29 protein-coding genes and 1 other RNA gene are annotated in these 22,200 nt (G+C 53.3%); 20 read left to right on the top strand and 10 right to left on the bottom strand.

Features of this window, described 5'->3' with window-relative positions; all coding sequences use genetic code 11:
- Position 1: 1 nt before the first annotated feature.
- The 10 genes from ELK40_RS17425 to ELK40_RS17380 all read left to right on the top strand — a co-directional run bounded on the left by ELK40_RS17425 (position 2) and on the right by ELK40_RS17380 (position 6,903).
- Positions 2-1,069 carry a hypothetical protein gene (locus tag ELK40_RS17425; RefSeq protein ID WP_127732023.1) on the top strand — a complete coding sequence of 356 codons (1,068 nt, stop codon included), beginning with the start codon at positions 2-4 and terminating at the stop codon, positions 1,067-1,069.
- Positions 1,069-1,422 (top strand): hypothetical protein, encoded by a 354-nt coding sequence (locus tag ELK40_RS17420; protein WP_048030026.1) that lies wholly within the window; start codon positions 1,069-1,071, stop codon positions 1,420-1,422. Before ELK40_RS17425 ends, ELK40_RS17420 begins: the two co-directional genes overlap by 1 nt.
- Positions 1,423-1,518: 96 nt before the next feature.
- Complete coding sequence (locus tag ELK40_RS17415) at positions 1,519-2,298, top strand: hypothetical protein (RefSeq protein ID WP_127732021.1); 780 nt, start codon at positions 1,519-1,521, stop codon at positions 2,296-2,298.
- Complete coding sequence (locus tag ELK40_RS17410) at positions 2,295-2,675, top strand: hypothetical protein (RefSeq protein ID WP_127732019.1); 381 nt, start codon at positions 2,295-2,297, stop codon at positions 2,673-2,675. Before ELK40_RS17415 ends, ELK40_RS17410 begins: the two co-directional genes overlap by 4 nt.
- A 61-nt stretch (positions 2,676-2,736) precedes the next feature.
- Positions 2,737-3,489: a Gp138 family membrane-puncturing spike protein gene (locus tag ELK40_RS17405; protein WP_127732017.1), complete on the top strand. Its 753-nt coding sequence runs from the start codon at positions 2,737-2,739 to the stop codon at positions 3,487-3,489.
- Complete coding sequence (locus tag ELK40_RS17400) at positions 3,489-3,842, top strand: hypothetical protein (protein ID WP_023325694.1); 354 nt, start codon at positions 3,489-3,491, stop codon at positions 3,840-3,842. Before ELK40_RS17405 ends, ELK40_RS17400 begins: the two co-directional genes overlap by 1 nt.
- Positions 3,843-5,042 carry a baseplate J/gp47 family protein gene (locus ELK40_RS17395; protein ID WP_127732015.1) on the top strand — a complete coding sequence of 400 codons (1,200 nt, stop codon included), beginning with the start codon at positions 3,843-3,845 and terminating at the stop codon, positions 5,040-5,042.
- Positions 5,039-5,719, top strand: a complete 681-nt coding sequence (locus ELK40_RS17390; protein WP_127732013.1) for a DUF2612 domain-containing protein — start codon at positions 5,039-5,041, stop codon at positions 5,717-5,719. Before ELK40_RS17395 ends, ELK40_RS17390 begins: the two co-directional genes overlap by 4 nt.
- Positions 5,719-6,471 carry a phage tail protein gene (locus ELK40_RS22910; RefSeq protein WP_244599392.1) on the top strand — a complete coding sequence of 251 codons (753 nt, stop codon included), beginning with the start codon at positions 5,719-5,721 and terminating at the stop codon, positions 6,469-6,471. The genes ELK40_RS17390 and ELK40_RS22910 overlap by 1 nt, the downstream gene beginning before the upstream one ends.
- A 3-nt stretch (positions 6,472-6,474) precedes the next feature.
- Positions 6,475-6,903, top strand: coding sequence for a tail fiber assembly protein (locus tag ELK40_RS17380; RefSeq protein ID WP_127732011.1), 429 nt, complete (start codon positions 6,475-6,477; stop codon positions 6,901-6,903).
- A 104-nt stretch (positions 6,904-7,007) separates the two neighbouring features.
- On the opposite strand, the gene ELK40_RS17375 is transcribed toward ELK40_RS17380, so the two are convergent.
- From ELK40_RS17375 to smpB, 4 genes are all read right to left on the bottom strand, one after another.
- The gene (locus ELK40_RS17375) at positions 7,008-7,373 is read right to left on the bottom strand and encodes a hypothetical protein (protein ID WP_127732009.1); all 366 of its coding nucleotides are present in this window, start codon (positions 7,371-7,373) and stop codon (positions 7,008-7,010) included.
- A 341-nt stretch (positions 7,374-7,714) separates the two neighbouring features.
- A complete protein-coding gene (locus ELK40_RS17370; RefSeq protein WP_045354872.1) occupies positions 7,715-7,981 on the bottom strand; it encodes a DinI family protein in 267 nt (88 codons plus the stop codon).
- A 271-nt stretch (positions 7,982-8,252) separates the two neighbouring features.
- Positions 8,253-8,616, bottom strand: a transfer-messenger RNA (tmRNA) gene (gene ssrA / locus ELK40_RS17365).
- Between the two features lie 89 nt (positions 8,617-8,705).
- Entirely contained in the window at positions 8,706-9,188 is a 483-nt protein-coding gene (smpB, locus tag ELK40_RS17360) for an SsrA-binding protein SmpB (RefSeq protein WP_008502505.1), read from the bottom strand.
- Positions 9,189-9,344: 156 nt separating this feature from the next.
- Here smpB and ELK40_RS17355 point away from each other — a divergent pair, with 156 nt between their 5' ends.
- Both ELK40_RS17355 and ELK40_RS17350 read left to right on the top strand, forming a co-directional pair.
- On the top strand, positions 9,345-9,782 hold the full coding sequence (locus tag ELK40_RS17355) for a type II toxin-antitoxin system RatA family toxin (RefSeq protein WP_014832955.1): 438 nt from the start codon (positions 9,345-9,347) through the stop codon (positions 9,780-9,782).
- The gene (locus tag ELK40_RS17350) at positions 9,772-10,059 is read left to right on the top strand and encodes an RnfH family protein (RefSeq protein ID WP_008502503.1); all 288 of its coding nucleotides are present in this window, start codon (positions 9,772-9,774) and stop codon (positions 10,057-10,059) included. The genes ELK40_RS17355 and ELK40_RS17350 overlap by 11 nt, the downstream gene beginning before the upstream one ends.
- 98 nt (positions 10,060-10,157) lie before the next feature.
- On the opposite strand, the gene bamE is transcribed toward ELK40_RS17350, so the two are convergent.
- From bamE to nadK, 3 genes are all read right to left on the bottom strand, one after another.
- Positions 10,158-10,496: an outer membrane protein assembly factor BamE gene (bamE, locus tag ELK40_RS17345; RefSeq protein ID WP_008502502.1), complete on the bottom strand. Its 339-nt coding sequence runs from the start codon at positions 10,494-10,496 to the stop codon at positions 10,158-10,160.
- 138 nt (positions 10,497-10,634) lie between these two features.
- Positions 10,635-12,296 (bottom strand): DNA repair protein RecN, encoded by a 1,662-nt coding sequence (gene recN / locus ELK40_RS17335; protein ID WP_023616819.1) that lies wholly within the window; start codon positions 12,294-12,296, stop codon positions 10,635-10,637.
- An 85-nt stretch (positions 12,297-12,381) separates the two neighbouring features.
- A complete protein-coding gene (gene nadK / locus ELK40_RS17330; protein ID WP_008502500.1) occupies positions 12,382-13,260 on the bottom strand; it encodes an NAD(+) kinase in 879 nt (292 codons plus the stop codon).
- A 122-nt stretch (positions 13,261-13,382) separates the two neighbouring features.
- Here nadK and grpE point away from each other — a divergent pair, with 122 nt between their 5' ends.
- A complete protein-coding gene (gene grpE, locus ELK40_RS17325) occupies positions 13,383-13,976 on the top strand; it encodes a nucleotide exchange factor GrpE (protein ID WP_136195203.1) in 594 nt (197 codons plus the stop codon).
- 52 nt (positions 13,977-14,028) lie between these two features.
- Here grpE and ELK40_RS17320 read toward each other — a convergent pair whose 3' ends face one another.
- A complete protein-coding gene (locus ELK40_RS17320) occupies positions 14,029-15,315 on the bottom strand; it encodes an HlyC/CorC family transporter (protein WP_039263458.1) in 1,287 nt (428 codons plus the stop codon).
- Positions 15,316-15,333: 18 nt separating this feature from the next.
- A complete protein-coding gene (locus tag ELK40_RS17315) occupies positions 15,334-16,125 on the bottom strand; it encodes an inner membrane protein YpjD (protein ID WP_032623031.1) in 792 nt (263 codons plus the stop codon).
- Positions 16,126-16,291: 166 nt separating this feature from the next.
- On the opposite strand from ELK40_RS17315, the gene ffh reads away from it, so the two are divergent.
- From ffh to ELK40_RS17280, 7 genes are all read left to right on the top strand, one after another.
- On the top strand, positions 16,292-17,653 hold the full coding sequence (gene ffh, locus ELK40_RS17310; RefSeq protein WP_014884878.1) for a signal recognition particle protein: 1,362 nt from the start codon (positions 16,292-16,294) through the stop codon (positions 17,651-17,653).
- Between the two features lie 116 nt (positions 17,654-17,769).
- Complete coding sequence (rpsP, locus tag ELK40_RS17305; RefSeq protein WP_003863133.1) at positions 17,770-18,018, top strand: 30S ribosomal protein S16; 249 nt, start codon at positions 17,770-17,772, stop codon at positions 18,016-18,018.
- A gap of 15 nt (positions 18,019-18,033) precedes the next feature.
- The gene (gene rimM, locus ELK40_RS17300) at positions 18,034-18,573 is read left to right on the top strand and encodes a ribosome maturation factor RimM (protein WP_164850638.1); all 540 of its coding nucleotides are present in this window, start codon (positions 18,034-18,036) and stop codon (positions 18,571-18,573) included.
- Between the two features lie 31 nt (positions 18,574-18,604).
- Positions 18,605-19,372: a tRNA (guanosine(37)-N1)-methyltransferase TrmD gene (trmD, locus tag ELK40_RS17295; RefSeq protein ID WP_014832949.1), complete on the top strand. Its 768-nt coding sequence runs from the start codon at positions 18,605-18,607 to the stop codon at positions 19,370-19,372.
- A 43-nt stretch (positions 19,373-19,415) separates the two neighbouring features.
- Positions 19,416-19,763, top strand: a complete 348-nt coding sequence (gene rplS / locus ELK40_RS17290; RefSeq protein ID WP_002914145.1) for a 50S ribosomal protein L19 — start codon at positions 19,416-19,418, stop codon at positions 19,761-19,763.
- 132 nt (positions 19,764-19,895) lie between these two features.
- Positions 19,896-20,300 carry a DUF2946 domain-containing protein gene (locus ELK40_RS17285; RefSeq protein ID WP_111964891.1) on the top strand — a complete coding sequence of 135 codons (405 nt, stop codon included), beginning with the start codon at positions 19,896-19,898 and terminating at the stop codon, positions 20,298-20,300.
- A 39-nt stretch (positions 20,301-20,339) separates the two neighbouring features.
- Positions 20,340-21,710 (top strand): PepSY-associated TM helix domain-containing protein, encoded by a 1,371-nt coding sequence (locus ELK40_RS17280; RefSeq protein WP_127732007.1) that lies wholly within the window; start codon positions 20,340-20,342, stop codon positions 21,708-21,710.
- A 2-nt stretch (positions 21,711-21,712) separates the two neighbouring features.
- Here ELK40_RS17280 and ELK40_RS17275 read toward each other — a convergent pair whose 3' ends face one another.
- Positions 21,713-22,198, bottom strand: a complete 486-nt coding sequence (locus tag ELK40_RS17275) for an OmpA family protein (protein ID WP_115876096.1) — start codon at positions 22,196-22,198, stop codon at positions 21,713-21,715.
- Positions 22,199-22,200 lie beyond the last annotated feature (2 nt).

The following is a 22,200-nucleotide window of genomic DNA, read 5'->3' as shown; positions in this document are numbered from 1 at the left end:
CATGTCACAGAACTGGATGAGACATTTCGAGCTGCAGCTCGTGGACGAGAACGGGCAGGGTATTGAGCTCAGCGATTTTAAAGTGACCTTTACGATCGACTGGTTCAACATCAGCAGCGCGTCGCGGGTGGGTACGTTCAAAATCTATAACCTGTCAGCTGATACGGTAAACCGCATCACCGGGCAGGAGTTTTCGAAAGTGCGGCTGATTGCCGGTTACGACGGTATCGCGTCGGAGGTATCGGCAAGCGACGTCGGGACCGTGCGCGAAGTCGACGCGGCGGACGTGGGCCAGAGTGATGGCCGGAACTACGGTCTGATTTTCAGCGGTGAAATTCGCTACTCGGTCACCGGTAAAGACAGCCCTATTGATTCCTACGTCCTGATTCAGGCAGCCGATACGGATCTGGCTTTTGCCACCAGCATAACCTCGCAGACGCTGGCGGCCGGTTACACGGTCGCAGACGTGAACCGCGCGCTGATGAAAGACTTCGAGGCCAAAGGCGCGACCGAAGGCCTGACGCCTGAAATGCCTGCTACTGTGTTTCCACGGGGTCGGGTGCTGTTTGGCATGACACGGCATCTTATGGATAACGTGGCCGGACAATGTGGCGCAACATGGCAGTTCGTGGACGGGCAGCGCCAGATGGTGGCGAATAACGAGTATGTTCACGACGCGATTGTGCTCAACAGCGCCACCGGGCTTATCGGCATGCCGCAGCAGACCATCGGCAACGGCGTAAACGTCCGTGCGCTGATTAACCCGAACATCCGGGTTAACGGGCTCATTCAACTGGATCAGGCTTCCGTGTATCGCACCGCGCTGTCGAACAACGATATCGCTATGGCCGGAGGGCAGATCACAGACCAGAACACGAACGGAAATATCACGCTCAGCGGCACCACGGCGCAGCCTGCCAGCATCGCAACGGATGGCGTTTATATTGTGCGCGGGATTATGTACACTGGCGACACAAGGGGCCAGGCGTGGTACATGGATATGATGTGCGAAGCGCGTGGCGCGGCGGATCTCCGTTCGGCGTCGTCTTTACAGCGGGAGGTAGGATAGTGAAAAAGTGGATTGTTATCGGACTCTGTTTCCTTCCGGGGTTAGCGTTTGCCGCAAATCCTGGCGGTATCACGCTTCAGTGTGGTGGTTATAAACTAGAGTTGATCCCTGATTCACTGTTCAGGATTAATGGTGAGACAGTTACCTCCCAGAAAATTAAAACGCTGGGCAACGGAAACGGAATGAAGGCAGACATGGGCCTCATGCCAGCCAAAGACGGTAACAATTACGGTTTTGAGTTTATTCGTCGACCTGGTACCGAAACGCGTTTCCTGAACGTCCAGCTGCTGCAGAACAGCATGGACGCGCCGAAAATCATCGGATCTTTCCCGTGTAAAAAAGTAGCAGGCTAAAGTTTGTCTAAGATCTACCGATAATCTTTTCAGATTGACGAAAGACCACTTAGCTTCATAGAATTATCTACTAATCTTTATGAGAGTCAGTTACTCATGTCCTTACCGGATCCAAGTAAAAAAATTAGTGAAGTCAAGCAAATCCTGAAGTTAGCCATCGATCACAGGGACTACATTGATCTGTTTTCTGTTCGTAAATACGAAAGAATGGCTAAGGAAATGCACGTCATCTCTGAGCGTTTTGAGTTCTTGGGTTTTGTATACGGTGCAGCGGGAAGAAGCGAAGATGCAATTGATAGCTTCAAGAAAGGGGCTGCTTTCCGAAATGCGTCTATAGCGAGAAACTACCTTGCTTATCTCTCAAGAGCTAGGCATTACGAGCTTTATCGACTAGAGGCGATTCGCATCGCAAGGGAAATTTCTGACTATCGTCTTTTTATCCGTGCACGTAATGCAGCATATGCTAGCGGTGATATTGAGTTGTCTTCCTTTTTTGCAAAAAAAGCTATAGCAATGGTTCGGGAGGATAGCGAAAGGAAAGCACTGCTTGAGGAATTTGAAATGCACAAAGAAAGATTAGAAAAATTCCAAAAAATTAGCGGGTTACTGCAAAGTGAAATTGAAAAATTTACGTTGTTAGTAGTTAATGTTACTAATAAATTTAATGTGACCGCAGTGGCTCATGACTTCTATAGCTCGGTTGACTCAACCGATGCAGCTGTCATCTGCGATGTAATGTGTGATGACCCTGATACTTTAGCGGAAATGGATATTGAAATTGCAACCGTAATTGCAATGTCAGATATATTTTCGCTTAAAAACGTAACTGCCTGGTACAGGGTAGCTGATGGCCATACTTCAGAGGCATTGCAATGAGTATTTCAGGACGCGATTTTATTGATGCCGCAGAAAAATGTTTAGATGACTCTATTGAGTCTGCCAATAGAAGTGCGATATCAAGAGCTTATTATGGATTCTACCATGAAGTATGCAATCTGCTTACGTGTTGTCCTCCGACCACGCACGAGGGAGTCATACGGTATCTTTTAGAAGATCATCGACGGAAACTTGAGCCGTTTGAGATAATAGATCTTACACAGCTTGGTACCCTGTTAAAGCAACAGAAGGCAAAAAGAAAATTAGCTGATTACGACTTAGCTGAAACTGTTAGGAAAGTAGACGCCGAACAAAGCATTAGTACAGTAAAGCGAATGATTAAAAAAATTGATGCCTTGAAGCCCAAAGCTGCCTAAACAAATATCAATAAGAAAAACCCGCCACCCGGCGGGTTTTTTGTTTTCTGGAGCTACCCAAATGGCAGTATCTGACCAGACCCGCAGCGGCGACCTTGCTGAAACATTCAAATCTGAGCGGGACACAACAAAGAACCAGATCCGCGTCGCTTTGCCTGGCATCGTCCAGTCGTTCGATCCCGGCGCGGTGACGGCGGTTGTGCAGCCTGCTATCCGCTCGGTTGAAACGGATAACGACGGGAACCGCATTACCAAAAATTACCCGCTGCTGGTGGATGTACCGGTGGTATTTCCGCGCGGCGGGGGATGCACGCTAACGTTCCCGGTTAAAGCCGGTGATGAATGCCTAGTGATTTTCGCCGATCGCTGCATCGATTTCTGGTGGCAGAACGGCGGGGTGCAGGAGCCTGTTGACGACCGGGTGCATGATTTATCGGATGCGTTCTGTATCGTCGGGCCGCAGTCTCAGGCGCAGAAAATCAGCGGAATCAGCACGGGGGCCGCTCAGTTGCGCAGCGACGACGGAAGCACGTTCTTTGAGCTCAACCCCACTACGCAGAAAATTAAAATCGTAGCGCCTGGCGGCCTGGATGTAGTTACCCCGCAGGCCGACTTCTCGGCGAAAGTTACCATTCACGGGCTCCTGTCCTGGCTGGGTGGAATGGTGGGTTCTGTTGCTTCTGGCGTTGCATCCAAAATCACCGGCGCTGTAGAGTTTATCGGTACCGTTAAAGCTAACGGCAAGACAATCGATGATACGCACACTCACGGCGGCGTGCAGCACGGCACCAGCAACACAGACGGGGTGAACTGATGCGATACAGACGTGAAGATGCCGACGGTGATTACACCTTTGGCAGCGGCGATGATACCTGGCTGATTAACTCACCTGAGGCCGTGGCGCAGGCCGTAAAAACGCGATTCGAATTGTGGTATGGGCAATGGTTTCTCGACACCACCGAGGGGACACCGTGGATTCAGTCCGTACTCGGTAAGCAGAAGCCGGAGACCTATAACCTGGCGATCCGTAAGCGCATCCTCGAAACGCGGGGCGTTAAATCCATCCTCTCTTTCAATACGACAGTGAACACGACGACGCGCCGCGTCCAGTTCTTCGCTGAAATCGACACCATCTACGGAACAACGACAGTAACCAGCGAGGCATAAATGGCCCTCAATTTGGACACACTCGGCTTATCGGCAACGGTAACCGCTGAGGGGATCAGTGCGCCTGATTACCAGACGATACTCGATACCCTGACGAGCTATTTCCAGCAGATTTATGGCAGTGACGCTTATCTGGATCCAGACAGCAAAGACGGCCAGATGGTGGCGCTGGTGGCGCTGGCTATTCACGATGCCAACAACACGGCCATCTCCGTTTATAACTGCTTCTCACCTGCTACGGGTTACGGTGCAGCGCTGACGAGTAACGTAAAAATTAACGGTATCGCGCGCCGGGGGGCGACGAACTCTACCGTGGATCTGGTTCTGACCGGTACTGCCGGGACATCCATCACAAACGGTACCGTGAAAGACTCGAATAACGTGATCTGGCGTCTTCCTGCCTCGGTGACAATCGGTGTCGGCGGTACCGTGACGGTAACTGCAACCTGTTCAAACAGCGGAGCGGTTGCGGCGCTGGCCGGGACGATTACCACTATCAACACGCCTACCCGTGGCTGGGCATCGGTAATCAACCCGGCGGCGGCCACCGTAGGCTCACCGGCGGAAACCGATGCAGAGCTGCGCATCAGGCAGGGACAAAGCGTAGCGCTACCATCCCTCACACCGTTTGAAGGTGTCGACGGTGCGATCGCCAACGTTGCAGGCGTGACACGTCACAAGCTCTACGAGAATGATACTGGTGCAACCGACAGCAACGGGCTGCCACCTCATTCCATTTCCGCCATCGTCGATGGGGGTGATGTTACCGAGATAGCCCAGACAATCCGGGGGAACAAAGGGCAGGGAACAGCCACCTACGGGACGACATCTGTCACGGTACCTGACACCTACGGCAACCCTCACGTGATCAGCTTCTCGCGATCTACTGATGTCCCGATTTACGGGCATATCACCCTGAAAGCATTCACCGGCTACACGTCGCAAATAGGGGCACAGATTCAGCAGGCCGTCGCGGATTACATCAACGGGCTGACGATCGGCGACGATGTGCTGCTGAGCAGAATTTATTCTCCGGCAAACCTCGGCGTAGTGAGTGGCGGCAATGCGCGCTACTACGACATACAGGAGCTGCTGATTGGCAAATCAGCCGGTAGCGCAGCGGCGGCAAACATCATCATCGCCTATAACGAATCCGCGTCGTGTAAACCCGAAAACATTGTTCTAACGGTGACGTCATGAGCAAGTACACGGACTTAATCACCAACTATCACGCCACGAAGCCGAAATTTTTTGATCACGTCGACCTGAGCACGCGGCCACTGATAGATATCACCGGCGCCACCCGGGGGCTGGTAAGCGCTTTCGATATTGATACCGCTGTCGGAGTCCAGCTCGATACGCTCGGCCTCTGGATTGGTCGCAGTCGCATCGTCAGCCAGCCGATAAGCGGCGTTTATTTCAGCTGGGACACTGACGGGCTCGGATATGACCAGGGCGTATGGCAAGGCCCGTATGACCCCGATTCAGGCTACACAACGCTGAGCGATGCAACATACCGCATCGTACTTAAGGCGAAAATCGCTATCAACAACTGGGACGGTCGCAATGATTCGCTGCCACCCATCCTTGACGCTGCGACCGCAGGCTCAGGCCTGAGGATGCAAATCGTCGACAACCAGGACATGACGATCTCGGTCTGGGTTTTTCCCGAGACTGATATTTCTAATGTGTCTCTCGAACTGATCGCCGCTATCAAGCAGGGCTATCTCACCGTTAAAGCCGCTGGCGTATGGGCTGGTGACGTTGAAACGCCTTCGGTAGAAACACCGTCAGAAGGTAATCGATTCTTCGGTTTTGACATGGACAACGAATACATCGCCGGATTTGATGATGGCGCATGGGGGAAATTACTGTAATGGCTAAAAATGACTTTAAACCGTTTGCTATAGGCGCTGGCGCAAATGTAATGTCCCAGGCTGACTGGGAAGCTCTGCCTGCTCTACTTTCTGGATTTACAGCAGGCAAAGCAGCCAGCGCGCAGGTCAACAAAGCTATTCGGCAGGCAGCTTTTATCGCGGCAGCGCTGGCGCAGTATACCGCCAACAAAAGCGGGCTGGATGTGCTGGATGATGGTGATGTGAGCGTGTTCATTACCAAAATGACCACCGCGCTCGGTAAGGACTTTCAGGGGCTTGATGCCACACTGACGGCACTTGCCGGCCTCGCTACAGGAGCAAATAAGCTTCCGTATTTCACCGGGGCAGATACTGCAGCGCAGACGGATCTTACTTCAGTCGGGCGTGACATAATCGGTCAAAGCAGTATCGCCAACCTTCTCACATACCTCGGTTTGCAATATTCAATTAGTGAACCGGATACAGAAACTGTTGTTTACACGCTGCCTGGTGGATATAAACTCATGGCTTTTAACCGATTAGTGAACAACTCAACTACAGTCGGTACGGGCGTCACAACCCCCATTACGTTCCCTCAGGCCTTCCCTTCGAGATTGATTGCAGTGTTTGCCACCAAGAAAAACTATGTTCAGGCGGCTGTAAGCTGCGAGAACCAGTCCCTGACTGGCTTTGATGCGGTGGTAACGCTCATTACAACTATTGCGGGTGGTATTACAAGCACTCGCGCAATGTTTCTGGCTATCGGGAAATAAAAAATGAATTATGCTTACAGTCCGTCAAAGAATGCTTTTTATTATTTCGGATGGAAAAATGAATACGATGCTGCTGGTACATGGCCAACTGATGCCATTGAAGTAACCGATGATATTCATGAAAAGTATTCAGCAGATCCGCCTAAAGGAAAAATTTTAATTGCTGGTGCTGATGGTATGCCTGCATGGGGCGATATCCCCCCACCGACTCACGAAGAAATCGTTACTGAAGCGAGTTTTGAAAAGCATAACAGGATTGATGCTGCGAACGACTACATGAACAGCAAACAGTGGCCTGGCAAAGCAGCAATGGGACGGTTGAAAGACGCAGAAAAGGTACAGTACAACGCCTGGCTTGATTATCTCGACGCGCTGGAGGCGGTAAATACTCTTAATGCGCCGGATATCACTTGGCCCGAAATCCCCACCTAATAAAATGCCGCCGCCCGTCGTATGCAAACATGGTCGGCGGCTGGTTACTCTGTCTCCATGCCTAACTCTGTAAAGTGGCTTACTTAACTTTATAAAAATGTCAGCTATTTCGTGTCAATTTGTAAATATTGCATGAGTCCCAATTGTGCCGTTTCTGCAGAGCTTACGTCATTTGCTTTTAAATAAAATGAACGTGCCACTGAGTAGGGGGCCTGTGCCGCAGGCAAAACAGTAAATGCAAAGGACTTTCCTTTACCTGAAACAATACAGATTACTTGCCATTGCTTATCTTGAATGATCTTGCTTGAACATTCGGTAGGGCCATAAGAGTTGCCGAGATATGAGCCGAGTCGGGAAACTGCATCCTGCACATAATCAGGTCTGCTGCTACGCTCATAACAAATCAATGAGCCAGCAATAGCGATAGCTAGTATTGCAACGACTATCACTGTTATTTTTTTCACTCTCATCTAACTCATTCCCTTTAATGATCCATAGGCAGAAACCCTGTAATGGTTTTCGCTAAAGAAGCATATGCTGCTGATGTATATGCGACTAATCTTAAACTTTTGCACGTTTTTAGACAACAAAATCAAGATGGGAAGCAAAATCTGTAGGCGCTTCTGTAAGCGGTCAATGAAACTTTCAGCTAGTAGCTGATAGGGAGTGGGAGAATTAGGCATTGATGAGAGCTGAAATACTCAATCCGTGAGCTGAAGAAGCCGCCGCCCGTCGTATGTAAAAACGGGTGGCGGCTGGTTGCTCAGTGTTCATGCCCGAACAAACGCCGGGAATAATACATGAGTAAAATTCAAAGCCCAACTTGGCGAACTGTCGGAAACTCGGAAACCAGCCACATATCGGATTCTTCAAACATATCCTCCAGCATGCGGTTGAGCTTTTCCCGATCGCTTTTGCTGGCATCGCTATTCAAGCCGTTCGCCTGCATCGGCTTCACCCTCACTTCGGCATCAGGGAAGATCTGATGCACTCGCTTCGTCAGTTCTGCCAGAATTATCTCTCTGGCCCCTTCAAGTCCCTCTACATTTCGCTTGTCATAAACCAGTTCAACGAACATAAAAGCCTCCGGAAAACCACTGTGTTTGCATACAGTATTTTTGCTGTAAAAATAAACAGTGTCAAGGCGAGCAGGACGCGAAAAGGGGAGGGGTTTTTGTTACCCTTAGTTACAAATAGAAAAACCCCAGACCGTGAAATCTGGGGTTCTTTTAAAGTGCACGTGCATTTCACGTGCACTTTTTTGTCTTTTCTCGGTCTGCGCTCTGTCTGGTCAGAGTCCGTAAGTGGCTGTTTTAATTGCCGCCGTCCGGTTACAGTCCTATCAAAAGTGGTGGAGCTGGCGGGAGTTGAACCCGCGTCCGAAATTTCTACATCCTCGGTACTACATGCTTAGTTTGTCTTTACATTCGCACGCCAGCTGCGGACAGACACGCCACTAACGAACTAGCCTGATTAGTTTTAACGCTTCAACCCCAGGCAGGGCTTCCACGCGATCTCTTTTGGGTTTGACCTCTCTTTGATCCCCGTCTTAAGAGCGGAAGCTAGGGAGAGAGGGCTCAGAGCAGGTTATTAAGCTGCTAAAGCGTAGTTTTCGTCGTTTGCGACTATTTTTTTGCGGCTTTTAACGAGGCAAACCGCCCCTCGGCATGCACCTTGGGTTTCGCAAATCCCGTCGAATCCAGAATCAGCCCCAATAGTGTTGAACTGAGTATACCAGATTTCACTTCCTGGATACCAGCCCGGAACGCTAACTTATTGAATAGTACAATAAGTGTGCAGAATCAACGTCCTGCGTTTTTCATAATGCGCGCTTTGTCCAACTGCCATTCGCGCTCTTTCAGGTCAGTGCGTTTGTCGTGCTGTTTTTTACCCTTCGCGACGCCAACTTTCACTTTGCACCAGGCGTTTTTCCAGTACAGCGACAGGGCGACCACGGTGAAACCTTCACGGTTGATGCGTCCGTAGAGGGATTCCAGTTCACGCTTGTTTAGCAGCAGTTTACGCGTGCGCGTTGGGTCACACACGTAGTGTGAAGAGGCGACGGTCAGCGGCGTAAAGTTTGCGCCGAACAGGAAGGCTTCGCCATCTTTCAGGATCACGTAGCTATCGCCGATGTTGGCTTTCCCAGCGCGCAGCGATTTTACTTCCCAGCCCTGCAACGCAAGGCCAGCTTCGAATTCTTCTTCAATGAAATACTCGTGGCGAGCACGCTTGTTGAGCGCAATGGTCGCCGAGCCTGGTTTATGTGCTTTTTTCTTCGTCATAAGTGTCGTAAAGCCGTCGGTAATCTGATTTCAAAAAGTCACCTCATTGCGTCCTGTGAGGTCTAACGCGCTATCTTAGCACGAGATGAGGCTTAGCGTTTTTTTAACAGGTGATAAATGTTATTATTTGTCCGTTGTGTGACCATGGGAAATGCTATGCCTCAGATTAGCCGTACTGCGCTTGTGCCTTACAGCGCGGAACAAATGTATCAGTTAGTGAACGACGTTCAGTCTTATCCAGAGTTTATTCCGGGATGCACCGGGAGCCGCGTTCTGGAGTCTGGCCCGACGCAGATGACCGCGGCGGTGGATGTCTCCAAAGCGGGGATCAGCAAGACGTTCACCACCCGTAATACGCTGACGAGCAATCAGAGTATTTTGATGCATCTGGTGGATGGTCCGTTTAAGACCCTGATGGGGGGCTGGAAGTTTACGCCGCTGAGCGCTGACGCCTGCCGCATTGAGTTCCATCTGGACTTCGAGTTCACCAATAAGCTGATTGAGCTGGCGTTTGGCCGCATCTTTAAAGAGCTGGCATCGAATATGGTTCAGGCGTTCACCACCCGCGCCAAAGAGGTTTACAGTGTCGCATAAGATTGCTGTGGAAGTGGTTTACGCGCTGCCGGAGAAGCAGTATCTGCAGCGCGTGACGCTGGAAGAGGGGGCGACCGTTGAGGCGGCCATCCGTGCTTCCGGCATCCTAGAGCTTCGCAGCGATATCGACTTGGCGAAGAATAAGGTCGGGATTTACAGCCGTCCGGTGAAGCTGGGCGATGTGCTGAAAGAGGGCGACCGGGTGGAGATTTATCGTCCGCTGATTGCCGACCCGAAAGAGTTGCGTCGTCAGCGTGCGGAGAAGGCCAGCAAGTAGCGCTTTCTTCCCCTTACCCTCTCCCCAAAGCGGCGAGGGGATCAACACAAAACAAAAAAGGTGCTCAATGAGCACCTTTTTGCATTTCTGACACCGGATTATTTGGTCAGGGCAGGCTTGTTGTCGATGTTGGTCAACACACCGGCGCTGCTGAAGGTCAGCGTCAGGGTCTGCTGGGTCGCATCTTCATGGCCCGGCTTCTGGCGGAATACATAGAACCAGGTGTTAGTGCCAAACGGATCGGACATCATCGGGGTTCCCAGTGCATAAGCGACCTGCTGTTGTGTCATCCCCACGCGGATTTTGGACACATCGTTAGGGGTAAGGTAGTTCCCCTGGTTGATGTCAGGACGGTAAACCACTTTCTCCAGAGTGGAACAGCCTGCGGTCAACATCAGAAGAACCGCTGCGGCAGCGGTCAGCATTTTACAACGCATAGTGATTTGATTCCTTTTCGGGCCCGAGCAGAACGCGGCTCATATGTAATATGCCGATGATAATAGACCTTGCCCCACTTTGAAACCGGTCTGGCGGCGTTTTTGTTGTTCTGTATGACCCTGAGATCCCGAAAAAGTTTATGCCGCCAGCAGTTCTTTCGCGTTCGCAAGCGTATTGCGCGTGACTTCGCTGCCGCCGAGCAGGCGTGCCAGCTCCTGCAGGCGAGCACGTTTATCCAGCGGCTTCATGTGCGTTTCGGTCATTTCACCGTCGGTTTCTTTGCTGACGATAAAGTGATGATGACCGCAGCCCGCAACCTGCGGCAGGTGGGTGACACACATCACCTGCGTTGATTCGCCGAGCTGGCGCAGCAGTTTACCCACCACCGCCGCCGTCGGGCCGCTGATGCCGACATCCACTTCATCGAAAATCAGCGCCGGGGTGTCCATTTTACGCGCGGTGATCACCTGAATCGCCAGCGCAATACGCGACAGTTCACCGCCGGAGGCCACTTTGGAAATCGCCTGCAACGGCTGCCCCGGGTTGGTGGTGACGCGGAATTCGATGCGATCCGCACCTTCCGCCGTCAGGTGATTCTCTTCAAAGCGAACGTCAATGGTGAAGACGCCGTGCGGCATCGCCAGCGTGTGCATGCTGTCGGTAATGTGCTGGCTTAACTCCTGAGCATAGTGCTGACGGATTTCATGCAGCTTTTGCGCTGTGGCCAGCGCCTGTTCATGGTGCAGGCTCACCGCCAGGGAGAGGGTTTCCAGCGAGTCAGCCTGATCGTCAAGCTGCTGCTGTTCTTCCAGCAGAGACTGATAGTAACCCGGGAGTTCTTCCGGCGTAACGTGGTGCTTGCGCGCCAGCGAGATCTGACGGGAGATACGCTGTTCCAGCTCAAACAGACGGTTCGGGTCGAGATCCAGACGCTCACAGTAGTGGCGCAGTTCATCACCGGCTTCAGAGATCTGAATGGCTGCCTCTTCCAGCATATCCAGGACGCCAGAAAGTTTGCTGTCCATGCCGACCAGTTCGGTAAGCAGCTGGCGGACGTTATACAGCTGGCTCTGCAGGTTCACGTCTTCGCCATCGGCCAGAAGGTTGAGCGCATTCTGACTGGTTGAGAGCAGATGCCCGCTGTTCGCCAGGCGTTTGTACTCTTCGTCGATTTGCTCAAACTCACCCGCCTGCGGGTTAAATTCATTCAGCTCTTTGAGCTGGTATTCCAGCAGCTCCGCGCGGGCGGCACGCTCCTGGCTTTGCTGCTGGTGCTGAGCGAGCTCGCGGCAGCTCTGATGCCACTGGCGATAGTGCTCGGCCATAAGCTGAGTAAGCGCGTACTCACCCGCATAGCCATCCAGCAGCGCTTTCTGCTGTTCGGGTTTGACGAGTTGCTGATGCGCGTGCTGACCGTGGATCTGAATAAGCAGCTGGCCGAGTTCACGAAGCTGGGAGAGCGGGACCGCCGTGCCGTTGATAAAGCCGCGGGAGCGACCGTCGCTGCTGATCACGCGGCGAAGTAAACACTCACGTCCATCTTCAAGCTGGTTCTGTTCCAGCCAGCGCTGGGCGGCAGGGGTGTCTTTCAGGGAGAAGCGGGCGCACAGGTCGGCACGGTTTGCGCCCATGCGCACCATGTCCCCCTCGGCGCGGCCGCCAAGGCACAAGCCGAGGGCATCAATGGCAATGGATTTACCTGCACCGGTTTCCCCGGTGATCGCCGTCATGCCGCTGTGGAAATCGATCTCAAGCTCACGAACAATGGCAAAGTTGCTGATGGTCAGTTGTGCCAGCATAATTGTTTTCCTGTATGAAAAACCATAACTGTGTTTTCATACAGTATAAACTGGTTTTATATACAGTAAAGTCCTGGATGCAAAATCAGAACAATTTTTTTGACCAGCCTAGCTTTGAGCTTAATGTGTTGAAATAGCTGTAATCTTTCGGATGAATCAAGTTCAGGTGGTAATCACACCTGCGAATAAGCACATCTTCACCTTCCTGAATTGGCAGCGCTATCTGGCTGTCGCAGCTGATCTCCAGGTCGTTACGGCGGTGCGAGAAGCGCAGACGAATCGTGCTGTCGCCGTTGATGACCAGCGGGCGGGCGGAGAGCGTGTGCGGGAACATCGGCACCAGGGTAATGGCGTCCAGAGAGGGGGTCAGAATCGGGCCGCCGGCAGACAGCGAGTAGGCGGTTGAGCCGGTCGGTGTCGAGATAATCAGCCCGTCGGAACGCTGGGAGAAGGCAAAGATTTCGTCGATATAGACTTCAAACTCGATCATGTGCGCCACTTTTCCGGGGTGAAGAACCACCTCGTTAATCGCGGTGCTGATGCGCTTCTGACAGTCCTGCTGGCACACCTGTGCCTCCAGTAAAAAGCGTTTTTCACTGATATAGTGACCTTCCAGCACGTCGGCCAGCTGCTGCTGGGCATTGTCCGGGTCGAGATCGGTTAAAAAACCGAGATTGCCACGGTTGATGCCGATGACCTTGATGTCATAACGCGCCAGCGTGCGCGCCGCGCCTAGCATGTTGCCGTCGCCGCCCACCACCACGGCGAGATCGGCCTGTTGGCCAATTTCCGCCAGCGTGCCGGTTTTGACGCTCTTCAGCTGCAGCTCCTGGGCAATCTGCTGCTCGACCATCACTTCATAGCCTTTGCTACACAACCAGCGATACAACATTTCATGTGTCGTTAGTGCGGTAGGGTGACGCGGATGCCCGACGATCCCAATACACCTGAAATGATTATTCATTTTCTGGAGGTCCTTGTGCCTGATGAATGATGACAATCTGTCTTGTTCCCTTGAATCCAGGAAACTGATCCCCATAATAAGCGAAGTTAGCGAGATGAATGCAGAAAAACGCGGAGAAATTCATGAGTAGTAAAGAACAGAAAACGCCTGAGGGGCAAGCCCCTGAAGAAATTATCACGGAACAGCACGATGAAGTTGAGGCTGTAGAGCCAGACGCATCTGCTGAGCAGGTGGACCCGCGCGATGAAAAAATTGCGAATCTGGAAGCCCAACTGGTAGAAGCACAGAATCGCGAACGCGAGAGTGTTCTGCGCATCAAGGCGGAAATGGAAAACCTGCGTCGTCGTACCGAGCAGGACGTTGAGAAGGCGCACAAGTTCGCGCTGGAGAAATTCGTCAACGAACTGCTGCCGGTGATCGATAGCCTCGATCGCGCGCTGGAAGTGGCTGACAAAGCGAATCCGGACAACGCGGCAATGATCGAAGGCATCGAACTGACGCTGAAATCCATGCTCGACGTGGTGCGTAAGTTTGGCGTGGAAGTGATTGCCGATACCGACGTTCCGCTGGATCCAAACGTTCACCAGGCGATTGCGATGGTTGAATCTGAAGAGATTGAAGCCGGTAAGGTACTGGGCGTAATGCAGAAAGGTTACACCCTGAACGGCCGTACCATTCGCGCGGCGATGGTGACCGTGGCGAAAGCGAAAGCGTAATTCGCAATCCGTAGTGCCGGGTAGCGGCGTTCGCCTTACCCGGCCTACAACCTTACTCCGCGATACTTTCGCGCAGGGGTTTTACGGGCAGGACTTTCACCTGCTTGATCATATTGTCCTGCACGTCCAGGATATCAATATCGTACTGTTCAATGCGCACCCGCGTGCCCGCTGCCGGTATCTCTTCCAGCGCTTCCAGAATCATCCCGTTAATGGTGCGAGCCTCATCTTCCGGTAAATGCCAGTTAAAGGCTTTGTTGAGTTCACGAATGTTTGCGCTGCCGTCAATCAGCACCGAGCCATCGTTTTGCGGGGTGACCTCTTCCGCGAGGGAGGGCGACATTGAGGTAGTAAAGTCCCCGACAATCTCTTCCAGAATATCTTCGACCGTCACCAGCCCCTGGATATCGCCGTACTCGTTGACCACCAGGCCGACCTTCTTCTTGTTTCGCTGGAATTTTACCAGCTGCGTGCTGAGCGGCGTTCCTTCCGGCACGTAGTAAATTTCGTCGGCGGCGCGCAGCATCACCTCTTTGGTGAACTCTTTTTTCTCGGTCATCAGACGGTACGCTTCGCGCACGCGGAGCATGCTGATAGCGTCATCCAGTGAATCACGATAGAGCACAATGCGCCCGTGCGGGGAGTGCGTCAGCTGGCGAACGATGGCTTTCCAGTCGTCATTGATGTCGATACCGACGATTTCGTTACGCGGCACCATGATGTCGTTCACGCTCACCTTTTCCAGATCCAGCACCGACAGGAGCATGTCCTGATTGCGCCGGGAGATCTGCGAGCGGGATTCATTCACAATGGTGCGCAGCTCCTCTTTGCTGAGTGCGCTGCTGATGGTGACGTCGGCTTTGATTCCCACCATCCGCATCAGGACGCGCGTCACCATGTTCAGCAGCCAGACCAGCGGCATCATCAGGATCAGCAGCGGCGCCAGCAGGAAGCTGCTCGGGTAGGCAACTTTCTCAGGGTAAAGCGCGGCGATGGTTTTCGGCAGCACTTCGGCAAACACCAGCACCACGAACGTCAGCACGCCGGTGGCAATCGCTACCCCGGCGTTGCCGTAGAGGCGCATCCCGACGATGGTGCCGAGGGCAGAGGCCAGAATGTTGACGAGGTTGTTGCCGATGAGCACCAGGCTTATCAGGCGATCCGGCTTGCGGAGCAGCTTTTCAACGCGACGTGCGGCACGGTTACCCTGTTTAGCACGATGACGTAACCGGTAGCGGTTTAAGGTCATCATGCCGGTTTCCGAGCCGGAGAAATAGGCGGAGATGACCACCATGACGATCAGGATAACGATCAGCGTGGTGGTAGAGATGTGTTCCAGGGGGAACTCCTTTGTATCTTAGCCAGCAAATTGCTGTATGAAGCGGCTGCCAAAATAGGCAAGGGTGAGAATGCCCGCACCCGCGACGTTGAACCAGACCACGCGACGACCGCGCCAGCCTTCATGATAATGGCCCCATAACAGGACAATATAGACAAACCACGCGATGATGGAGAGCACCGCTTTATCGATATTCTCCACGCTGAACAGGTTCTTCATGTAAAACAGCCCCGTGCAGAGCGTGAGCGTCAGCAGCACCACCCCCACCTGGGTGATGTGGAACATCTTACGCTCAATGACCATCAGCGGCGGCATTTCATGGTTAAAGGCCAGCTTTTTGTTTTTCAGCTGGTAGTCAATCCAGGCGAGCTGCATGGCGTAAAGCGCGGCGATAATCAGCGTCGCGTAGGCAAAGAGCGACAGGCCGATATGCACCAGCATCCCCGGCGTCGCCTCCAGATGCGTAATGAACTCATTAGGCATAAAGGTGGCGAGGGCCAGATTGATCAGCGCGAAGGTGTAGACAATTGGCAGCAGCAGCCAGCCGCGATTTTTAGACGCGACGATGGTCATTACCGTACAGATCATCAGGCTGACCAGCGAGCCGACGTTGAGGACGCTCAGGTTTTGCACGCTGCCGTCACCGGGGATGATGCGTGATTCCAGCGCAAAGGCGTGGCTAATCAGTGCGATCACCGCCGAAAGAATAGCCATGCGCCGCCAGCCGCTGTTTTTTTGCAGCAGTCCGGGAATAATCAGCGCGAGGCTGACAGAGTAGGCAACAAGGGCGATCAGTGCGAAAACAGGCATATAGGCATCGACAGTTGTCTTAATAAGAAAGAGAAGCAGTATAACGTTACGTGACGCCTGCTCCAACCGTTGCATAACAACAAAGGCGCCTTCATGTTATACTCCGGCAAAATTCTGTGTATGTGTCGCTCAATGCGACCCAACGTTTCTACTCAGGCGAGAGACAATGTTTGATAATTTAACCGATCGTTTGTCGCGCACGCTGCGCAACATCAGCGGCCGCGGACGCCTTACTGAAGAGAACATCAAGGAAACGCTGCGCGAAGTGCGCATGGCGCTGCTGGAAGCAGACGTCGCGTTGCCGGTTGTTCGTGATTTTATCAACCGCGTAAAAGAGAAGGCGGTTGGTCATGAAGTTAACAAGAGCCTGACCCCGGGTCAGGAGTTCGTCAAAATCGTTCGTAATGAACTGGTTTCGGCGATGGGTGAAGAGAACCAGGTGCTTAACCTGGCCGCTCAGCCTCCGGCCGTGGTGCTGATGGCGGGCCTGCAGGGTGCGGGTAAAACCACCAGCGTCGGTAAGCTGGGTAAATTCCTGCGCGAAAAGCACAAGAAGAAAGTGCTGGTGGTCTCTGCGGACGTCTATCGCCCGGCGGCGATCAAGCAGCTGGAAACTCTGGCCGAGCAGGTTGGCGTGGATTTCTTCCCGTCCGACGTGGCGCAGAAGCCTGTCGACATCGTTAACGCCGCGCTGAAAGAGGCGAAGCTGAAATTCTACGACGTGCTGCTGGTGGATACCGCCGGTCGTCTGCACGTTGACGAAGCGATGATGGACGAGATCAAGCAGGTGCACGCCTCTATCAACCCGGTAGAGACCCTGTTTGTTGTCGACGCCATGACCGGTCAGGATGCGGCGAATACCGCGAAAGCGTTTAATGAAGCGCTGCCGTTAACCGGCGTCGTGCTGACCAAAGTGGACGGTGACGCCCGCGGCGGTGCGGCCCTCTCGATTCGCCACATCACCGGCAAGCCGATCAAATTCCTCGGCGTGGGCGAGAAAACTGAAGCGCTCGAGCCGTTCCACCCGGACCGTATTGCCTCCCGTATCCTCGGCATGGGCGACGTGCTGTCGCTGATCGAAGATATTGAGAGCAAGGTTGACCGCGCGCAGGCTGAGAAACTCGCCAGCAAGCTGAAAAAAGGCGACGGTTTCGATCTCACCGACTTCCTTGAGCAGCTGCGTCAGATGAAAAACATGGGCGGCATGGCCAGCCTGATGGGCAAACTGCCGGGCATGGGCCAGATCCCTGACAACGTGAAAGCGCAGATGGATGACAAGGTGCTGGTGCGTATGGAGGCGATCATCAATTCGATGACGCTGAAAGAGCGCGCTAACCCGGACATCATCAAAGGTTCCCGTAAACGCCGTATCGCAGCCGGTTGCGGCATGCAGGTGCAGGACGTTAACCGCCTTCTGAAACAGTTCGACGACATGCAGCGCATGATGAAGAAAATGAAGAAAGGCGGCATGGCGAAGATGATGCGCGGGATGAAAGGGATGATGCCTCCCGGTTTTCCAGGGCGTTAATCGCTTTTGAGATTGCTTTTTGCCCGAAAATGAGTAAAATTTTCGGGCTTTTAATATGACACCCGGGCTCCGTTCCTCGATGGGGCCCGGTTGTTTTATTCACACAAGAGGATGTTATGGTAACTATTCGTTTAGCACGTCACGGCGCTAAAAAGCGTCCGTTCTACCAGGTTGTTGTGACTGACAGCCGTAATGCACGCAACGGTCGCTTCATCGAGCGCGTTGGTTTCTTCAACCCACTGGCCGCTGGCGCAGAAGAAGAAACTCGTCTGGATCTGGATCGTATCGCTCACTGGGTTGGCCAGGGCGCTACTGTTTCCGATCGCGTTGCTACGCTGATCAAAGCAGCAAACAAAGCAGCTTAATCTGTCACGGTGGTCATGATGAGCAGTAAAGCACCTGTTGAACCGATCGTATTGGGAAAAATGGGTTCTTGCTACGGTATCCGTGGTTGGCTCAGAGTGTTTTCCTCCACTGAAGACGCTGATAGCATTTTTGATTACCAGCCCTGGTTCATCCAGAAAGGCGGTAAGTGGGAAGAGGTCGAGCTGGAAAGCTGGCGTCACCACAATCAGGACATCATCATCAAGCTGAAAGGCGTTGACGATCGTGATGCCGCGAATGCGCTGACTAATTGTGAAATTGTCGTGGATTCGTCGCAGTTGCCAAAGCTGGAAGAGGGCGACTACTACTGGAAAGACCTTATGGGTTGCCAGGTGGTCACTACTGAAGGCTACAGCCTGGGGAAAGTCATCGATATGATGGAAACCGGGTCAAATGACGTTCTCGTCATTAAGGCAAACCTGAAAGATGCATTTGGCATCAAGGAGCGGTTGGTCCCGTTCCTCGATGGACAGGTTATCAAGAAAGTCGATCTCACTACTCAAACCATTGAAGTAGATTGGGATCCTGGTTTTTAAATTCTCCGGATAAACGGTAAAAGACGGCGCTATGTGGATTGGCATAATTAGCCTGTTTCCTGAAATGTTCCGCGCGATTACCGATTACGGGGTAACTGGCCGGGCAGTAAAGAATGGCCTGCTGAGCATCCAGAGCTGGAGTCCTCGTGACTTTACTCATGACCGGCACCGTACCGTGGACGATCGTCCTTACGGCGGCGGACCGGGGATGCTAATGATGGTGCAACCCTTACGGGACGCCATTCACACAGCAAAAGCCGCGGCAGGTGAAGGCGCAAAGGTGATTTATCTGTCACCTCAGGGACGCAAGCTTGATCAAGCGGGCGTGAGCGAACTGGCGACGAATCAAAAGCTGATTCTGGTCTGTGGGCGCTACGAAGGGATAGATGAGCGCGTAATTCAAACCGAGATTGACGAAGAATGGTCTATCGGCGATTACGTTCTCAGCGGTGGTGAGTTACCGGCAATGACGCTGATTGACTCCGTCGCCCGGTTTATTCCGGGTGTTCTGGGCCATGAAGCTTCGGCAACGGAAGATTCCTTTGCCGACGGGTTGCTGGACTGTCCACACTATACTCGTCCTGAAGTGTTAGAAGGGATGGAAGTTCCGGCAGTGTTACTGTCTGGAAACCATGCCGAGATACGTCGCTGGCGTTTGAAACAGTCGCTGGGCCGAACCTGGCTTAGAAGACCTGAACTTCTGGAAAACCTGGCTCTGACTGAAGAGCAAGCAAAGTTGCTGGCCGAGTTCAAAACTGAACACGCGCACCAGCAGCATGAACATGATGGGAATGCGTAATACGCTCCCGAATATCAGTTTACCCAGGATAAGAGATTAAATTATGAGCAACATTATTAAGCAACTTGAACAAGAGCAGATGAAGCAGGACGTACCTTCCTTCCGTCCAGGTGACACCGTGGAAGTGAAAGTATGGGTTGTTGAAGGTTCCAAAAAACGTCTGCAGGCATTCGAGGGCGTGGTTATCGCTATTCGTAACCGCGGTCTGCACTCTGCATTCACTGTTCGTAAAATTTCCAACGGCGAAGGCGTTGAGCGTGTCTTCCAGACTCACTCTCCGGTAGTTGACAGCATTGCTGTTAAACGTCGTGGTGCTGTACGTAAAGCTAAACTGTACTACCTGCGTGAGCGTACTGGTAAGTCTGCTCGTATTAAAGAGCGTCTGAACTAAGATTCGCTTAAGCGACATCCTGTTAGAAAGGGCTGGCCGAAAGGCTGGCCCTTTTTTTATCCCATCGCACCTCTCGAGTTAACCCTTTCGTCATAAATCATTTACAATGCTTGCCTCTTGAGTGGAGGGGAAGTGGATAACGTACTGCATCAGCCTGACCGGAAACGCGCAGCGGCATTGATCGCGCTGTTTGCGATCCTGCTGATCGTGGTGGCGCCGCTGATCTCCGTCTCGTTGCAGAAAGATCCCATGAGCGCCATGCCGGGCATGCATCATGACATGAGCATGATGTCGATGGACGAGCATCACGGCGATATGCCGCACTCGATGCCTGTCGACCATGCGGAAGCCTGTGGCTACTGCGTGCTGTTAGCGCATGTCCCTGGCGTGATGCTGGCGCTGATCGTCTTGCTCAGTGTGGTGCTGCAGAGGCTTCGCGTTAAGCCGCCGCGTCAGGCGGTCAACCACTGGCACTTCTTCCCCTGGCTTTACCCGGATACCCGCGCGCCGCCGCGGCAGTCTGCTTTTTCCCTTTAAAAACAAAATCGATAACTTTTTGCCTTAAAAAGGAAAAGTATGACTACCTGCACCTCGCGCGCGGCATGGGGAAACCTGCTGCGTCGCCTTCATTTCTACGTTGGGCTGTTTGTCGGCCCGTTTATCTTCTTCGCCGCGCTGACCGGGACGCTGTATGTGGCGACCCCGCAGCTGGAGAATGCGCTCTACCGACACGCGCTCCACGCGGATTCCGTGGGCGAGCCGCAGCCTCTGGCCGAACAAATCGCCGTGGCGGAAAAAACCGTTGGTTCAGATTTACGTTTGCACGCCGTTCGTCCGGGGCTGGCTGAAGGCGAAACCACCCGCGTGATGTTCGCTGACCCGAAACTTGGGTCATCGGAGAACCGCGCTATCTTCGTGGATCCGGTAAGCCTGACGGTACTGGGAGATATGACGGTATACGGCACCAGCGGGATTTTACCGCTGCGTCAGACCATTGATTACCTCCACACCTCTCTGATGTTGGGCGACGTGGGGAGGCTCTACAGCGAGCTTGCAGCCTCCTGGATGTGGGTTGCCGCGCTGGGCGGTATTGCCCTGTGGTTTTATACCCGACCCAAACGGCGGATCAACAATCGCTTCCAGAACCGGCGTCGGGTGCACGTGACGCTGGGCTGGGTTCTGCTGGGTGGAATGCTGCTGTTCTCCGCAACCGGCCTGACCTGGTCCCAGTGGGCTGGCGGGAACGTGGATAAGCTGCGTGCAGAGATGAACTGGCTCACCCCGCAGGTGAACACGACGCTATCCGGCCAACATGAGGTTATGGATGAACATGCCGAACATCGCGGTCATCACGGTGGGATGATGATGCCGGAAATGGCGATGGATTTGACGCAGTTTGACGGGGTATTAAGCGCGGCGCGTAACGCGGGGATTGATGCCAGCAAGCTGGAGATCCGCCCGGCGAAAACAATGGATCGTGCCTGGACCGTAACGGAAATCGATCGCAGCTGGCCGACTCAGGTGGACGCCGTTGCGGTAGATCCCCATACGATGCAGGTCCTGGACAGAACCCGATTCGAGGATTTCCCGTTAATGGCAAAACTGACCCGCTGGGGCGTGGATTTCCATATGGGGATCTTATTCGGCCTAGTGAATCAGCTGCTGCTCGTGGCGTTCGGCCTCGCCCTGTGCGTGCTCATTATCTGGGGATACCGGATGTGGTGGATGCGTCGTCCTGCGCAATCGGCAGTGAGTCCGGTACAGACGCTTTGTCAGAGCTGGCTGGCGCTGTCAGGATGGGGAAGAGGGGTTACGCTGATAATCAGCGTACTGCTGGGGCTGGCCCTGCCGGTGATGGGCGTGAGTCTGGCGCTGTTTATTCTGGTGGACTGGCTGCGCTGGCGAGCGGCAACCAGGGTGACGCTCGCCGAATCATCCGCTAAATAACCCTATGGCGTGCTGATCACCACTGCGACGCGGCGGTTTTCAGCGCGCCCTTGCGGGGTACTGTTGCTCGCCACCGGGTATTTTTGACCTAATCCTCGCGTGGTGAGATTGCTGCGCGGGATATTTGCACCCTTCGCCCAGGCATCGGCCACGGCGTTGGCGCGTTTTAACGACAGCGCTTCGTTGTAGCTTTCTTCCCCGTAGTTATCCGTGTGACCGTCCATTCGCGCATGGGTCAGGCCGGTTTCCGCCAGGCGAGAGGCCATGGACTGGATCTGCGTTTCACTCTCAGAACGCAGTCTGGCGTCATTTTTATCAAACAGGATGGTGTCCGACATGCCAAGCGACCAGTCACCGTTCAGTTCGTTAAAACCGTAAGACTTCATCGCCGCAATTTGCTCAGGAGTGAATTTGCCTTCCGGCGGCGACTGACAGCCTGCCAGAACCAGTGAGGCCAGTACTAACGGCGCGAAGTAACGTTTTAACATAG

The sequence above is a fragment of the Enterobacter sp. N18-03635 genome (assembly GCF_004006055.1).
Classification (GTDB): domain Bacteria; phylum Pseudomonadota; class Gammaproteobacteria; order Enterobacterales; family Enterobacteriaceae; genus Enterobacter; species Enterobacter vonholyi.
This window is presented reverse-complemented; position numbering and strand designations above follow the sequence as displayed.

Excerpts from the sequence above, each read along its gene's own strand:
- ELK40_RS17425 (WP_127732023.1), top strand. The coding sequence starts at position 2 with ATGTCACAGAACTGGATGAGACATTTCGAGCTGCAGCTCGTGGACGAG.
- ELK40_RS17415 (WP_127732021.1), top strand. The coding sequence starts at position 1,519 with ATGTCCTTACCGGATCCAAGTAAAAAAATTAGTGAAGTCAAGCAAATC.
- ELK40_RS17410 (WP_127732019.1), top strand. The coding sequence starts at position 2,295 with ATGAGTATTTCAGGACGCGATTTTATTGATGCCGCAGAAAAATGTTTA.
- ELK40_RS17405 (WP_127732017.1), top strand. The coding sequence starts at position 2,737 with ATGGCAGTATCTGACCAGACCCGCAGCGGCGACCTTGCTGAAACATTC.
- ELK40_RS17400 (WP_023325694.1), top strand. The coding sequence starts at position 3,489 with ATGCGATACAGACGTGAAGATGCCGACGGTGATTACACCTTTGGCAGC.
- ELK40_RS17395 (WP_127732015.1), top strand. The coding sequence starts at position 3,843 with ATGGCCCTCAATTTGGACACACTCGGCTTATCGGCAACGGTAACCGCT.
- ELK40_RS17390 (WP_127732013.1), top strand. The coding sequence starts at position 5,039 with ATGAGCAAGTACACGGACTTAATCACCAACTATCACGCCACGAAGCCG.
- ELK40_RS22910 (WP_244599392.1), top strand. The coding sequence starts at position 5,719 with ATGGCTAAAAATGACTTTAAACCGTTTGCTATAGGCGCTGGCGCAAAT.
- ELK40_RS17380 (WP_127732011.1), top strand. The coding sequence starts at position 6,475 with ATGAATTATGCTTACAGTCCGTCAAAGAATGCTTTTTATTATTTCGGA.
- ELK40_RS17375 (WP_127732009.1), bottom strand. The coding sequence starts at position 7,373 with ATGAGAGTGAAAAAAATAACAGTGATAGTCGTTGCAATACTAGCTATC.
- ELK40_RS17370 (WP_045354872.1), bottom strand. The coding sequence starts at position 7,981 with ATGTTCGTTGAACTGGTTTATGACAAGCGAAATGTAGAGGGACTTGAA.
- smpB (WP_008502505.1), bottom strand. The coding sequence starts at position 9,188 with ATGACGAAGAAAAAAGCACATAAACCAGGCTCGGCGACCATTGCGCTC.
- ELK40_RS17355 (WP_014832955.1), top strand. The coding sequence starts at position 9,345 with ATGCCTCAGATTAGCCGTACTGCGCTTGTGCCTTACAGCGCGGAACAA.
- bamE (WP_008502502.1), bottom strand. The coding sequence starts at position 10,496 with ATGCGTTGTAAAATGCTGACCGCTGCCGCAGCGGTTCTTCTGATGTTG.
- recN (WP_023616819.1), bottom strand. The coding sequence starts at position 12,296 with ATGCTGGCACAACTGACCATCAGCAACTTTGCCATTGTTCGTGAGCTT.
- nadK (WP_008502500.1), bottom strand. The coding sequence starts at position 13,260 with ATGAATAATCATTTCAGGTGTATTGGGATCGTCGGGCATCCGCGTCAC.
- grpE (WP_136195203.1), top strand. The coding sequence starts at position 13,383 with ATGAGTAGTAAAGAACAGAAAACGCCTGAGGGGCAAGCCCCTGAAGAA.
- ELK40_RS17315 (WP_032623031.1), bottom strand. The coding sequence starts at position 16,125 with ATGCCTGTTTTCGCACTGATCGCCCTTGTTGCCTACTCTGTCAGCCTC.
- ffh (WP_014884878.1), top strand. The coding sequence starts at position 16,292 with ATGTTTGATAATTTAACCGATCGTTTGTCGCGCACGCTGCGCAACATC.
- rpsP (WP_003863133.1), top strand. The coding sequence starts at position 17,770 with ATGGTAACTATTCGTTTAGCACGTCACGGCGCTAAAAAGCGTCCGTTC.
- rimM (WP_164850638.1), top strand. The coding sequence starts at position 18,034 with ATGATGAGCAGTAAAGCACCTGTTGAACCGATCGTATTGGGAAAAATG.
- trmD (WP_014832949.1), top strand. The coding sequence starts at position 18,605 with ATGTGGATTGGCATAATTAGCCTGTTTCCTGAAATGTTCCGCGCGATT.
- rplS (WP_002914145.1), top strand. The coding sequence starts at position 19,416 with ATGAGCAACATTATTAAGCAACTTGAACAAGAGCAGATGAAGCAGGAC.
- ELK40_RS17280 (WP_127732007.1), top strand. The coding sequence starts at position 20,340 with ATGACTACCTGCACCTCGCGCGCGGCATGGGGAAACCTGCTGCGTCGC.
- ELK40_RS17275 (WP_115876096.1), bottom strand. The coding sequence starts at position 22,198 with ATGTTAAAACGTTACTTCGCGCCGTTAGTACTGGCCTCACTGGTTCTG.